This is a genomic window from Streptomyces sp. CMB-StM0423 (genome assembly GCF_002847285.1).
Classification (GTDB): Bacteria; Actinomycetota; Actinomycetes; order Streptomycetales; family Streptomycetaceae; genus Streptomyces.
On the sequence record NZ_CP025407.1, the window covers coordinates 4,051,834 to 4,064,627 of the forward strand.

12 protein-coding genes and 1 pseudogene are annotated in these 12,794 nt (G+C 72.4%); 7 read left to right on the forward strand and 6 right to left on the reverse strand.

All coding sequences use genetic code 11. From position 1 onward, the window contains the following. Positions 1-50: 50 nt before the first annotated feature. Positions 51-620, forward strand: a complete 570-nt coding sequence (locus tag CXR04_RS17595) for a Uma2 family endonuclease (RefSeq protein ID WP_101423350.1) — start codon at positions 51-53, stop codon at positions 618-620. A gap of 23 nt (positions 621-643) precedes the next feature. Here CXR04_RS17595 and CXR04_RS17600 read toward each other — a convergent pair whose 3' ends face one another. The 3 genes from CXR04_RS17600 to CXR04_RS36665 all read right to left on the reverse strand — a co-directional run bounded on the left by CXR04_RS17600 (position 644) and on the right by CXR04_RS36665 (position 2,014). Further along, entirely contained in the window at positions 644-1,165 is a 522-nt protein-coding gene (locus tag CXR04_RS17600) for a GNAT family N-acetyltransferase (RefSeq protein ID WP_101423351.1), read from the reverse strand. Between the two features lie 105 nt (positions 1,166-1,270). Next, on the reverse strand, positions 1,271-1,477 hold the full coding sequence (locus CXR04_RS17605; protein WP_101423352.1) for a DUF397 domain-containing protein: 207 nt from the start codon (positions 1,475-1,477) through the stop codon (positions 1,271-1,273). A gap of 213 nt (positions 1,478-1,690) precedes the next feature. Then, complete coding sequence (locus tag CXR04_RS36665; RefSeq protein WP_324842113.1) at positions 1,691-2,014, reverse strand: DUF5753 domain-containing protein; 324 nt, start codon at positions 2,012-2,014, stop codon at positions 1,691-1,693. Between the two features lie 54 nt (positions 2,015-2,068). Here CXR04_RS36665 and CXR04_RS17615 point away from each other — a divergent pair. Next, a pseudogene (locus tag CXR04_RS17615) lies at positions 2,069-2,451 on the forward strand (ATP-binding protein). A 91-nt stretch (positions 2,452-2,542) separates the two neighbouring features. Here the strand turns inward: CXR04_RS17615 and CXR04_RS17620 are convergent. After that, complete coding sequence (locus CXR04_RS17620) at positions 2,543-3,967, reverse strand: MFS transporter (protein WP_101426441.1); 1,425 nt, start codon at positions 3,965-3,967, stop codon at positions 2,543-2,545. A 159-nt stretch (positions 3,968-4,126) separates the two neighbouring features. Here CXR04_RS17620 and CXR04_RS17625 point away from each other — a divergent pair, with 159 nt between their 5' ends. Further along, on the forward strand, positions 4,127-4,927 hold the full coding sequence (locus CXR04_RS17625) for a helix-turn-helix domain-containing protein (RefSeq protein WP_101423353.1): 801 nt from the start codon (positions 4,127-4,129) through the stop codon (positions 4,925-4,927). A gap of 44 nt (positions 4,928-4,971) precedes the next feature. On the opposite strand, the gene metG is transcribed toward CXR04_RS17625, so the two are convergent. Continuing rightward, a complete protein-coding gene (metG, locus tag CXR04_RS17630) occupies positions 4,972-6,588 on the reverse strand; it encodes a methionine--tRNA ligase (RefSeq protein WP_101423354.1) in 1,617 nt (538 codons plus the stop codon). A gap of 183 nt (positions 6,589-6,771) precedes the next feature. Here metG and CXR04_RS17635 point away from each other — a divergent pair, with 183 nt between their 5' ends. From CXR04_RS17635 to CXR04_RS17650, 4 genes are all read left to right on the forward strand, one after another. Further along, positions 6,772-8,871: a PhoX family protein gene (locus CXR04_RS17635; protein WP_101423355.1), complete on the forward strand. Its 2,100-nt coding sequence runs from the start codon at positions 6,772-6,774 to the stop codon at positions 8,869-8,871. Between the two features lie 181 nt (positions 8,872-9,052). Further along, entirely contained in the window at positions 9,053-10,066 is a 1,014-nt protein-coding gene (locus CXR04_RS17640) for an ABC transporter substrate-binding protein (RefSeq protein WP_101423356.1), read from the forward strand. Positions 10,067-10,077: 11 nt separating this feature from the next. After that, positions 10,078-10,845 carry a DUF2470 domain-containing protein gene (locus CXR04_RS36455; protein ID WP_101423357.1) on the forward strand — a complete coding sequence of 256 codons (768 nt, stop codon included), beginning with the start codon at positions 10,078-10,080 and terminating at the stop codon, positions 10,843-10,845. Between the two features lie 115 nt (positions 10,846-10,960). Then, positions 10,961-11,353 (forward strand): hypothetical protein, encoded by a 393-nt coding sequence (locus CXR04_RS17650; RefSeq protein WP_101423358.1) that lies wholly within the window; start codon positions 10,961-10,963, stop codon positions 11,351-11,353. 141 nt (positions 11,354-11,494) lie between these two features. Here the strand turns inward: CXR04_RS17650 and CXR04_RS17655 are convergent, their stop codons facing one another. Next, the gene (locus CXR04_RS17655; RefSeq protein WP_101426442.1) at positions 11,495-12,682 is read right to left on the reverse strand and encodes an MFS transporter; all 1,188 of its coding nucleotides are present in this window, start codon (positions 12,680-12,682) and stop codon (positions 11,495-11,497) included. Between the last annotated feature and the right edge of the window lie 112 nt (positions 12,683-12,794).

The window sequence follows — 12,794 nt, forward strand, 5'->3', positions numbered from 1 at the left end:
CTCGGACTTCCCTATGCTGTAAGCACGAAAGCCGGAGGAGGTGCCGGGCCATGGACAAGGCCAACGCGCTCGTTCAGTTGTGGCATGACCTTGAGGTCCCGGACGGCCTGCGGGTGGAGCTTCTAGACGGCGAACTCGTGATGCAGGCCAACCCCGGGCATGTTCACGACCTGCCCGGTCGAAGCCTCGTCCGGCACACACCGGAGCCTTTCGAGGCATGGTCCGAGCGCGGACTGCTGGTGGCCGACGACTATCGCCCGCGAGCCGACGCCGTGATCATCCGGAGCGAGGACCGCCCGGCGGACGAGTCGGACGCGGACTGGCCGGCGCAGGTCGTACTGGCCGTGGTCGAGACGGTCTCCAGCACCCGTACGGCCATCAAGCGCGACTGGGAGGACAAGCGGGAGCGCTACGCCTCGGTGGGCATCCCGGTCTACCTGGTCGTCGATCCGAACGACGCAACCTGGCACATCCTGGAGCTGGAGGGCCGGGTGTACGTCGAGACGGGCAAGGGCATCTTCGGCCAGCCGCTCACGTTCCCCGAGCCGATGGGCTTCACCGTGCAAACGCACGGCTGGCACCCCTACCGCCCCGCGCCGCCGGATCCCAGCCACGGCTGAGCCCGCCGGCGAAGGCCGAACGCTCAGCGCAGATCGAGCACCATCACGTCGTGCAGATCAGCACCGGCCCAAGGCCGTGCGTCGCCGATCTTCCGGTATCCCCACGCCTGGTAAGCCGCTGATGCCGACCTGCTGTCCGGGTGGACGTTGAGCAGGACGCGTTCGGTCCCGATGCCGTGGAGCAGGGTCCCGTGGAGGCGACGGGCAATGCCTTGTCCACGCCAGGGTGTGCGCACGGCGAGTTCCATGAGGCCGAACGTGCGGTGGCCGTCCTCGCGCCGCATGTCCTCGGCTACCGGTTCGGTGAGTTCGTCCCACCATCCCGTGTCGGCGCTGAGCGGATACCCGTACGCCATACCGGCCGGCTCACCGTCCTCGGCACTGGCGAGGACGGCACGGAAGCCGGGCTTGCGGCACTGGGAGCGGAAGCGCCGGAAGGTGGCCTTCACCTCGCTCTCGGTCTCGTTGTACGGCGACTCCGCGAACGCTTCGGCGTAGATGAGGCGGAACGAGCCCTCGGCCTTCGCGGCGGCGCGACTGTCCATCTGCTCCAGGACGACGGCCCGTCGTTGTGTCACGTAATGCTCCCCGGGACAGGTCCGTCGGCCCCGCAGGCGGTAGCGGGGCCGGGTGTGCGGAGCCGTCGGAGCTCAGGCGGAGAACTGCCCGCCCTTCACCGCGGACACGAAGTCGGCCCAGCCCTCCGTGGTGAAGGTGAGCGCCGGGCCGTGCGGATCCTTGCTGTCGCGGACCGGGATGACGTGCGTGATCCCTTCTGCGATCTCGATGCAGTCGCCCCCGTTGGTGCTGTAGCTGGACTTGCGCCAGCGGACAGGCAACTCACTTGCGCTGGTCATCGCTTCTCCAACCCCTCCAGGTGCATGCCGATGCGTTCGGCAGACGCTTCGGGCGACAAGGCACAGCCACGTAGCAGACCATAGGCCCGGACGCCTTCCGCGACTTCGGCCGTGTCGAGAGCCGTTCGCCCCTGGGAGAAGCCGTCCACGAACAGCACGTCGTGCGGTGGCTTGCGGTCGCCTGTCTTCGGATCCCGGCCCCCCTGGTCGAAGTTAAGGAGGGTGAACGGGCCGGCCCACCTCGTCCGGCACCACCTGGATCACCGTCCGGGGCGCCTGGCCGGCTGTCAGCAGACGCTCAAGCTGAGCCCGCATGACGGCGGGCCCGCCGATCTTCCTGCGCAGCGCCTGCTCATCAACGATGAACCACGTGTGCGGCGGGTTCTGCCGTTCCAGGATGGCTTGCCGGGTCATGCGGGCAGCAACGAGGTCGGCCAGGTCGTCCGGGCGCACCGGGGCGAGCATCGCCCGCGCGTACTCCTCCGTCTGCAACAGGGCCGGGATGATCTGGCTCTGGAACGGTTGACCGGCGGACAAGCAGGGACCGGACGGGGGCCACAGCTCGGCTTCACCCGGAACGGAGCACGCACCATGACCACGCAGTCGCGCATGTTCGCCCGGAGTGCTCGTTCGGTGGGCAAGGCGCGCGACTTCGTCGCCTCCCAAGTGCGTGCGGGGGGAACGGGCGGACGACATCCGCGTGTGCGTTTCCGAGTTGGCGACCAACGCACTCCGTCACACCCCCCGCCGGCCGCCCCTTCCTCGTACGCGTGGACGCGCAGGAACACCTCGTGCACGTCGAGGTGCACGACGCCGGGGGCGGTGAGCCACGCGTGTGCACGCCCGCGACAACCGACGACCAGGGCCGCGGACTGCTCCTGGTCGCCGCCCTCGCCGACGACTGGGGCACCACCGACCGCAACGGTCCGGGCAAAACCGTCTGGGCAACCTTCAAGCTCCCCGGCCGACGGTGAGGGGGCAAGCGGCGGTGTCAGTCCTGGGGTCCGGGGGCGACCTCGTCGATCACCTGGTCGCCGAAGCGCCAGAAGCCGCGGTTGCCTTCCGTCAGGCTTTGACCGCCGGACCGCGGAGCAGCGCGGCTATGAGGACGGCGCCGAGTGCGAGGAGGGCGGCAGTGGCGGTGAGCGCGTAGGAGAAGCCCTCCGTCGCCGCGTGCAAGGGGTCGTGCTCCGCGGTCAGTTCGTCGCGACGGCGGGTGGCCAGACCGACGAAGACCGCCACCCCCACCGCGCCCCCGACCTGCTGGACGGAGGTCAGGACCGCTGAGCCGAGCCCGGCGTTCTCGCCGGTGGTGCCGGTGAGGGCCGCGACGGTCAGGGCGGGCAGGCTCAGCCCGCAGCCGAGGCTCGTGACGAGCATGCCGGGCAGCACCCCGGACGCGTAGCCGTCGCTCGGTGCCACGCCCGCCAGCAGCAGCAGCCCGGCCGCGGTGATCAGGAACGACAGCACGAGGGCAGGTCGCGCGCCGAGCCTCGTCACGGCTCGGGAGGAGAGCCACATGCCGATCAGGATGCCGCCGCCGTACGGGAGGTAGGCGAGGCCGGCCGTGAGCGGGCGGTAGCCCAGCACGGTCTGCAGGTGCACCATCAGCAGGAAGGCCATCGCGTACATGGCGGCGGAGAACAGCAGGGTCGTCCCGTTGGCCACGGCGCGGAACCGGAAGGCCAGGAACGACAGCGGCACCAGCGGCTCGGCGGTACGTGCTTCGACCGCGAAGAAGGCGGCGGCCAGGAGGACGGCGAGGACCAGGGGCCCGACGGCCCCCGCGTCGCCCCAGCCCGACTCGCCGGCCCGCAGCAGTCCGTAGACCAGGGACACGAGGGCGCCGGTGCCCAGGACCGCGCCGGGTACGTCGAGGCGGGCCGCGCGTCCGGCGCGGCTCTCGGGCACCAGGCGCGGGAGCAGCACGACGGCCGCCAGCGCCACCGGCAGGTTGATCAGGAAGATCCAGCGCCAGGACGCGAGGCCGGTCAGCGCTCCGGAGATCACCAGGCCCGCCGTACCGCCCAGACCCGCGATCCCGCCCCAGATGCCGAACGCCCTGGCGCGCTCCCGGGTGCCCGGGAACAGGAGCGCGATCAGCGCCAGCGCGGCGGGGCTGGCCATGGCCGCTCCCGCGCCCTGGAGGAACCGCCCGGCCACCAGTTGCCAGGGCTCCTGCGCGAGCCCGCAGAGCAGACTCGCCGTGCCGAACACGGCCACGCCGGTCAGGAAGACGCGGCGGCGGCCCAGCAGGTCGGCCATGCGGCCGAAGAGCAGCAGCAGCCCGCCGAAGGCGAGGAAGTAGGCGTTGACGACCCAGGCCAGCCCCGCGGTGCTGAAGCCGAGGTCGTCGCGCACGGTGGGGAGCGCGACGCTCACCACGTTGTCGTCCACGACCAGCATGAACTGCACGAAGCACAGGACCACCAGGGCCGGTCCCCGGCGCCCGGCGACCCGGGGCTCGACCGCTGCCGGCACCGCCGCCATGCCGGGCGTCCCGTCCTGCGGGGCGGGGACGGTCACGCTGCGGTCGCGCCCGGGGCGCGGAGGATTGGTCGGCATACGACGACGCTATGCACCCGGCGTCCTGGCCGCGATGCGCTACCGGGCCACGTCATGTCGCATTGGGGACATACGCTGGGAGGCATGACCGATGCCGTCTTCGGGGCCGTCCCGGTCGGGGTGGGCGCCATCGTCGTCGGGACCTTCCCGCTGGCGTCCGGGCAGTGGTTCGTGCCGCACAGCCACCCGCAGCACCAGTTGGCCTGGGCGCGGCGCGGTGTGCTGGGCGTCGCCGTCGGCGACGCCTACTGGGTCCTGCCGCGTACCCGGGCGCTGTGGCTGCCCGCGGGGGTCGTCCACCGGACCGGGGCGACCCGCGACGCGGTCTTGTGCAGCCTCTACTTCGCACCGGACAGATGCGACCTGGACTGGACGGAACCCACGCCGGTCGGCGTAGACGGGCTGCTCGCCCACCTGTTCGTGCACCTGAGCGACGAGAGCCTGCCCGACGCCGCGCGGCTACGGGCCGAGGCGGTCGTCCTGGACCTGCTGCGCCCGCTGCCGGCCACCCCCGTCGACGTACCGAGTCCCGCCGACGACCGTGTCCGCGCGGTGGCCGACGCGCTGCTCGCCGACCCCGCGGACCCCAGGAGCCTGGAGGCCCACGCGCGCAGCGTCGGCGTGAGCCGGCGCACCCTGACCCGGCTGTTCGTCCACGACACCGGCATGAACTTCGACCGCTGGCGCACCCATCTGCGGATGCGTGCCGCCCTGCCGCTCCTCGCCGAGGGCCAGCCCGTCTCCCGGGTCGCGCACACCGTGGGATACGCGACGCCGAGCGCGTTCCTCGCGGCGTTCCGGCGGACGGTCGGCACCTCCCCGGGCCGCTACCTCAACGGCGACGCGGCGTTCGACGCACCCGCCACCGGCGCCCCGGGTACATGACGCGGACGGGCCCGGCGCCCGGTGGGGCGGCGGGCCCGTAGCGGTCAGGACTGCTTCGGCTCCTCCAGGCGCGGGAAGAGGATCGCGCCCTTCGTCACGCGGGCGCCCGCCGGGAGGCGGCCCCAGGTGCCGGCCTCCGCGATGCGCTGGTCGGCCAGGGGGCCCAGGGCGGGTTCGGCGCCCAGGAAGGACCAGAGCTGCCGGGACGTGCGCGGCATCACCGGGTGGAGGAGGACCGCCACCGCGCGGAGGGCCTCCGCGGCGGTGTAGAGGATCGTCGCCAGGCGGGCCCGGGCCTCGTCCGAGGGGTCCTTGGCGACCTTCCAGGGCTCCTGCTCCGTCAGGTACAGATTGACCTTCTTGATGAAGTCGAAGACCGCCGCGATGCCGCCCGCGAAGTCCAGTTCCTCGCCGATCCGCCGGTCCGCCTCCGCCGCCGCGTGCGCCAGGCCGTCGACGATCACCTGCTCCGCGGCGCCCGCGGCCGTGGCCGCCGGGAGGTCGCCGTCGAAGTACTTGACGGTCATCGCGCCCACGCGCGAGGCCAGGTTGCCGAAGTCGTTGGCGAGTTCGCTGGTGTAGCGGTGGGTGAAGTCCTCCCAGGAGAACGAGCCGTCCTGGCCGTACTGGATGGCCCGCAGGAAGTACCAGCGGTACGCGTCGACGCCGAAGTGGTCCGTGAGGTCCTGCGGCTTGATGCCGGTCAGGTTGGACTTCGACATCTTCTCGCCGCCGACCATCAGCCAGCCGTTGGCGAAGACCTTGCCCGGCAGCGGCAGCCCGTTGGCCATCAGCATCGCCGGCCAGATCACCGCGTGGAAGCGGAGGATGTCCTTGCCGACGAGGTGGACGTCCGCCGGCCAGGTGCCCGCGAACTTCGCCTCGTCCGCACCGTAGCCCACGGCGGTCGCGTAGTTGAGCAGGGCGTCGATCCACACGTAGATGACGTGCTTGTCGTCCCACGGGACCCGCACGCCCCAGTCGAAGGTGGAGCGGGAGATCGACAGGTCGTTGAGGCCCTGCCGGACGAAGTTGACGACCTCGTTACGGGCCGACCCGGGCTGGACGAAGCCGGGGTTGGCCTCGTAGAACTCCAGCAGCTTCGGGCCGTACTCGGAGAGCTTGAAGAAGTAGTTCTCCTCCTTCAGCATCTCCACCGGCGTCTTGTGGATGGGGCAGAGCTTCAGGCCCGCGTTCTCGCCCTCGCCGTCGAGCAGCTCGCCCGGGGTCTTGTACTCCTCGCAGCCGACGCAGTACGGGCCCTCGTAGCCGCCCTGGTAGATCTCGCCCTTGTCGTACAGGTCCTGGACGAACTCCTGCACGCGGTCCGTGTGCCGCTTCTCCGTGGTGCGGATGAAGTCGTCGTTCGCGATCTCCAGGTGCTCCCAGAGGGGCTTCCACGCCTCCTCCACGAGCTTGTCGCACCACTCCTGCGGGGTGACGCCGTGCGCCTCCGCGGTGCGCATGATCTTCTGACCGTGCTCGTCCGTGCCGGTGAGGTACCACACCTTCTCGCCGCGCTGGCGGTGCCAGCGGGTGAGCACGTCGCCTGCGACGGTCGTATAGGCGTGGCCCAGGTGCGGAGCGTCGTTCACGTAGTAGATGGGGGTCGAGACGTAGAACGCCTTCGTCCCCTGCTGCTCTTCTCCAGTGGCCGCCATGGTCGAAATCCTAACGGCCGCGGACCGTCGCACTCATCCGATTACGTACGGTGACGAACCGCTCATCGTACGCCGCGCATATGCCCACCGGCGCGGGTTCACCCGGAGTTCAGGTCCGCGTCGCCCCCCGGCGGGACTACGCGCCTAGCGTCCGGCGCGAACTCACAGAAACCGGAGGGGATCGTGCGCAGACTTCTGCCGCTCATCGGCTCGCCGCACCCGGGCGGGCGCTCAGCCATGACCTGTCGCTACCGCTGTGGCGACGCCTGCTTCCACGAGGTACCGAACACCAGCGACAACGAGTACGCCGGCGACATCGTCGCCCGCGCCGTCTCCCGCCGCGGCGCGCTGCGCGCCGGTGCCGCGGTGACCGTGGTGGCGGCCGGCGCGGGGATCGTCGGGGCCGCCCCGGCGACGGCCGCGCCGACCTCGCCGGCCGGCACCTTCGGCCGCGGGCCCGGCAGCGGCGGCGCCGGCGGCGACGCCGCCCGCGGCCTGCGCTTCGACGCGGTCGCGCCCAACACCGACGACGTCGTCACCACCGCGGAAGGCTACGAGCAGAACGTCGTCATCGCCTGGGGCGACCCCATCCTGCGCGGCGCCCCCGCCTTCGACGCGGCCCGCCAGTCGGCCGCCGCCCAGGCCGGCCAGTTCGGCTACAACAACGACTTCCTCGCGCTGCTGCCGCTGCCCGGCGAGCGCGACCGGCAACTGCTGGTGGCCAACCACGAGTACACCGACGAGCAGCTCATGTTCCCCGGGTACGACCCGGCGAACGTCACCCGCGAGCAGGCCGAGATCGGCTGGGCGGCGCACGGCATGTCCGTCGTGGCCGTCCAGGAGGAGGGCAGCCGGGGCAAGGGCGGCGGCAACCTCCGCGCCGTGCCGCGGCACCCGCTGAACCGCCGGATCACCGCCACCACCGAGTTCGAGCTGCGCGGCCCGGCCGCGGGCAGCGACCTGCTCAAGACCTCGGCGGACGCGACCGGGCGGCGTGTGCTCGGCACCCTCAACAACTGCGCCGGCGGCACCACCCCGTGGGGCACGGTGCTCTCCGGCGAGGAGAACTTCAACCAGTACTTCGCCAACGCCGGCTCCGTCACCGACCCGGTCGCCAAGCAGCGCCTCGCGCGCTACGGCATCTCCGGCGGCGCCTCGCAGCGCAAGTGGGAGCAGTTCGACGACCGCTTCGACGTCGTCAAGGAGCCGCAGGAGCCGCACCGCTTCGGCTGGGTCGTGGAGATCGACCCGTACGACCCGGACTCGACGCCCGTCAAGCACACCGCGCTCGGCCGCTTCAAGCACGAGGGCGCCAGCATCCGGCTGACGCGCGACGGCCGCGCGGTCGCGTACTCCGGTGACGACGAGCGCTTCGACTACCTCTACAAGTTCGTCTCCGACAAGCGCATGGTGCGCGGCAACAGCCGCTGGGCGCGCGCCCACAACATGACGCTGCTCGACGAGGGCACGCTGTACGTCGCCAGGCTCACCGGCGACAGCCCGGCCGCCGAGATCGACGGCAGCGGCAAGCTGCCCGCGGACGGCGAGTTCGACGGCTCCGGCGAGTGGATCAAGCTGGCCAGCGGCGACCGCAGCTTCGTCCCCGGCATGACCGCCGAGGAGGTCTACGTCTTCACCCGCCTCGCCGCCGACAAGGCCGGCGCGACGAAGATGGACCGCCCGGAGGACGTGGAGCCCAGCCCGAACAGCGGCAAGGTGTACGTCGCGCTGACGAACAACACCAACCGCGGCACCGGCACCAACGCCAAGGCGGACGAGGCCAACCCGCGCAACGCCAACAAGCACGGGCACATCCTGGAGCTGACCGAGAAGCGCGACGACCCGGCGTCCACGAGCTTCGGCTGGCGGCTGTTCCTGGTCTGCGGCGATCCGGCGGACCCGTCGACGTACTTCGCGGGCTTCCCGAAGGACCAGGTCAGCCCCATCTCCTGCCCGGACAACGTGGCGTTCGACCCGTACGGCAACCTGTGGATCTCCACCGACGGCAACGCCCTCGGCAACCACGACGGGCTGTTCGGCGTGGCGACCACGGGCCGGTACGAGGGCCAGGTGAAGCAGTTCCTCAGCATGCCGACGGGCGCGGAGACCTGCGGCCCCGTGGTGCAGGAGGACCGCGTGCTGGTCGCGGTGCAGCACCCGGGCGAGGTCGACGGCGCGTCGTACGAGAACCCGGGCTCGGCGTGGCCTGACGGCCCCGGCAAGCCCAACCGCCCGGCGGTCGTCAACGTCTGGCGCACCGGGGGCGGGCGTATCGGGGCCTGACGCTTCCCTTGCGGGCGGCCCCGGTACACCCTCCGGTTCCGTAGCAGAACCTCCGGTTCTACGGGTCCGGCGGCTCCGCGCGCACGTGTCGGCGTGCCGCGGGGCCGTCGGCCCCGGGTTCCCCGGTCGAGCATATTAGGTTAGCCTCACCTAAGTCGACCGACCGAGGGGGAACCCAGCCTTGGCCACCACCGCACCGACCACCCCGCTCTCCCGCCGCACCCTGCTCACCTCAGCCGGCGCCCTCGGCCTCGGCGCCCTCCTCGCCGCCTGCGGCGGCGACGCGGCGAGCGGCGGCTCCGGCGGCGGCTGGTCGTTCACCGACGACCGCGGCGAGAAGGCCGAGACCGGCCGCCGCCCGGAGAAGATCGTCGCGTTCGTCAGCTCCGCCGCCGCGCTCTACGACTACGGCGTGACCTGCACCGCGATCTTCGGCCCCAGCAAGCCGATCGACGGGAAGCCCAACCCGCAGGCGGGGGACCTGGATCCGGCGGAGCTGGAGAGCCTCGGCGAGGCGTGGGGAGAGTTCAACGTCGAGAAGTACGCCGCTCTCGGCCCGGAGTTGCTGATCAGCAACATGTTCCCGCCGCCCGACCTGTGGTTCGTCCCCGAGGAGAGCCGGAAGAAGATCTTCGCGCTCGCGCCCGCGATCGGCATCAAGGGCGCGCACACGAGCCTCAAGGAGCCGCTGCGGCGGTACGAGGAACTGGCGAAGGCACTCGGCGGCGACACCACCGGCGCGCAGGCCGGGGCCGACAAGAAGCGCTTCAAGGACGCCGAGAAGCGGCTGCGTTCGGTCGCGAAGGCGAACCGCGGCCTCAAGGTGCTGGCGATGACCGGCGACCAGGACAACATGTACGTCGCCGTCCCCGGCTCGTACACCGACCTGCACTACTTCCGGGACCTCGGGGTGGACGTGGTGGAGGGGAAGAAGTCGGACGAGTTCGGCTTCTGGGAGTTCCTGAGCTGGGAGAACACCGACAAGTACCACGCCGACCTGATCATGGTCGACAACCGCACCCAGGCCATGACGCCCGCGGCGCTCGCCGAGAAGCCCACCTGGAGCCGGCTCCCGGCCGTCGAGGCCGGGCAGACGACGCCCTGGTCGATGGAGGAGCGCTACAGCTACCGCGGGTTCGCGCCCGTGCTGGAGCGGCTGGCCGACGCCATCGAGAACGCCGAGAAGCTCGGCTGAGGGAGCGGGGCATGGCTTTCTTCGACGACGTACGCGCGGAGCCGGGCAGCGGCACCGCTGCCCCGGCGCCCGCGGAGCGGGTGCGCACGATCCTGGCGACCGCGGGCTCGCTGACGCTGGAGACCGACGGGTTCCGCTGCGACCTGGTGGGCCTGCACACGACGGCCCCGGGCCCCGGCGGGTGGCTGCTGCGGCTGCGCCCGCCGGCGGACAGTGCGCTCGCGGCGCAGGTGGTCTGCGCCCCGGCGGGCGACCTGCCGGTGCGGCTGCATCTGACGGACATCGCGCCGGTGGGGGTACGGGACCGGGTACGGACCCGGGTGACGCTGACCGGCTGGCTGGCGCCGGAGGGCGAACAGCCGGAGCCGGAGCGGCTGGTGCTGGGGTTCGACCCGGCGGAGGCGCTGGTGGCGGGCGCGGGGGACATGGGGGACGTGGCGGTCATCGACCCGGAGGAGCTGACGACGGCCGGTCCCGACCCGCTGGCCGTACAGGAGCCGGCGATGCTGCTGCACCTGGCGGACTCCCACCGCGACGCGGTCGACGCCCTGACCCGGCTCCTCGACCCGGCGGCGCTCCACGGCGTGGTCCGCGTCCACCCGCTGGCACTGGACCGGTACGGCCTGGTCCTCCGCCTGGAACACCCCCGCGGCCACCGCGACGCGCGCCTCCCGTTCCCCACGCCCCTCACCGGGCCCGCGGAAGCCGGCCCGGCCATCCGGACATTGCTCTACGCCGCCCACCACTGTTCCCGCCGCCGCCCCCGCCGCGGCAGGTGAGCGCGGGAACGGGCCCGGCTGGGGACGCGGTTCGCACTCCGGCGCGGTGGCCGGGCCGCGGCCGCCTCGTAGGCTGTACGGGTGCGCTACTCGTGACTCGCCGAAGGGGGAGGCCATGTCCGAGCGGTGGGGCCTGATCGTCGAAGAGACCGACGGTCTCGGCGACCGCAAGTCCATGTCGGCGAACGTACTGGAGAACTTCACCGGCCCGCGTGAGGAGGCCATGGCCCGGCTGGAGACGCACGCCCGCGCCTACCGCCCCCAGCACCCCGCCAATTCCTCACACACCTCTCTGTACCGGACCGGCGAGGGCTTCTTGCTGATCAGCAAGGGCTCGCTGCGCAGCTACGGCTGCCGCTTCTCCCTGGCCGAGTTGCTGTACGACAGCCGCGAGGCGGAACAGGAGGCAAAAGCGGCCCGCCAGGCGGAACGGGACCGCCGTGCCGCAGAGAAGGCCGAGGCGAAGGCGGCGAAGCGCGCGGAGCGCAAAGCGCGGCGGCTGCCCTGACCCGGCGAGGGCGCCGTACGCGGCGGCCCGCCACGGCACGGCGGTGGCCGTCCACCCGGAAAACCCCGGCCACGGCCCTGCGTTCGCGGCCGAGTCGAAGGCCGCCGGCACCGGCTGAGTCGTCGGGACTCCCCCGGTGTCTCAGACGCGGGACGGGCTGAGGCGGCAGGGAGCCGTGAGCACGAGGGTGGCGGCCGCGAGGACCGCCGGGAGCCCGGCCAGGGCGAAGCACAGGGGGAGGGGGGCGTTGTCGATCAGGAGGCCCGTGGCGGCGGTGGCCGTGGAGGAGCCGGCGTTGAGCGCGGTGTTGACCCACGCGCCCGCCTTCGTACGGGCGCCGGGGTCGGCCGACTCGTCCGCGATCAGGTACGCCGTCGTGATGCCCGGCGCCACGAAGACCCCGACCAGCGCGGCGCAGCCGAGCAGCACGTACGGGTGCGGTGCCAGGCCCGTCGCGGCGAGCAGCAGGCCCAGCGCGCCCGCCAGTACCGGCAGCCGCCGCGTGCCGGGTGCGCGCCAGGCGACGGCCCCGTAGACGAGCCCGCCGACCGCGCTGCCCGCGGACATCGCGGCGAGGATCCACGGCACCAGGCCCGCCGCATCGTGCTCGTCGGCGAAGGCGACGACGAGCAGTTGCAGCGCCCCCAGGCACACCCCCACCCCGGCCACCCCGATGACCGCCTGCTGCATCGGAAGGTTCCCGCGCAGGACTCCGGAGGTGCGGCCGGGTGTCTTGCGCGCCGTTGCCAGGGAGCCCTTCCTCGCCCCCGCCACCGGGGACGTGACCAGCGCCAGCGTGCCGCAGAGGATCAGGGCCGCGCTCGCCGCCAGGCCCACCGGCGCCGGCGCCACGGTCACGATCGCGCCGACCAGCAACGGCCCCGTCACGAGCAGCAGTTCCTCGGCGACCGAGTCCAGACTGTATGCGCGCGGGAGCAGCCCCGGCGGCACCAGGTCGCTCCACAGCACCCGCATCACGGGACCCAGCGGCGGCGTCAGCGCCCCGGCGCCCGCCGCCAGCGCGGTCAGCCCCGCGGCGCCCGTACCGCCGTCCGCGGTGACGGCGGCCAGCACCGCCAGCAGCACCGCGTACGCGGCGGCCATCGGCGGCAGTGCCCGCCGCGGGCCGTGCCGGTCGATGAAGCCGGCCCGTACCGGCGACAGGGTCACGCTGGTCGCCCCGAAGCACGCCAGGGCGGCCCCGGCCGCGGCGTACGACCCGGTGGCGTCCTTGACGGAGAGCAGCAGCGACAGGGAGACCATCCCGTACGACAGCCGCCCCAGCAGGGCGGCACCGAAGGTGCGGGAGGCATGGGGAATGCGCAGCAGAGCTGCGTACGACGGCGCAGACATGGAGACGTTCCTCGGCGAAGGGAGCGCGGAGCACCGGCGCTCCGGGGTGTGCATGGGCGGCATACGGCCGCACCGGACGGGCGCGGCG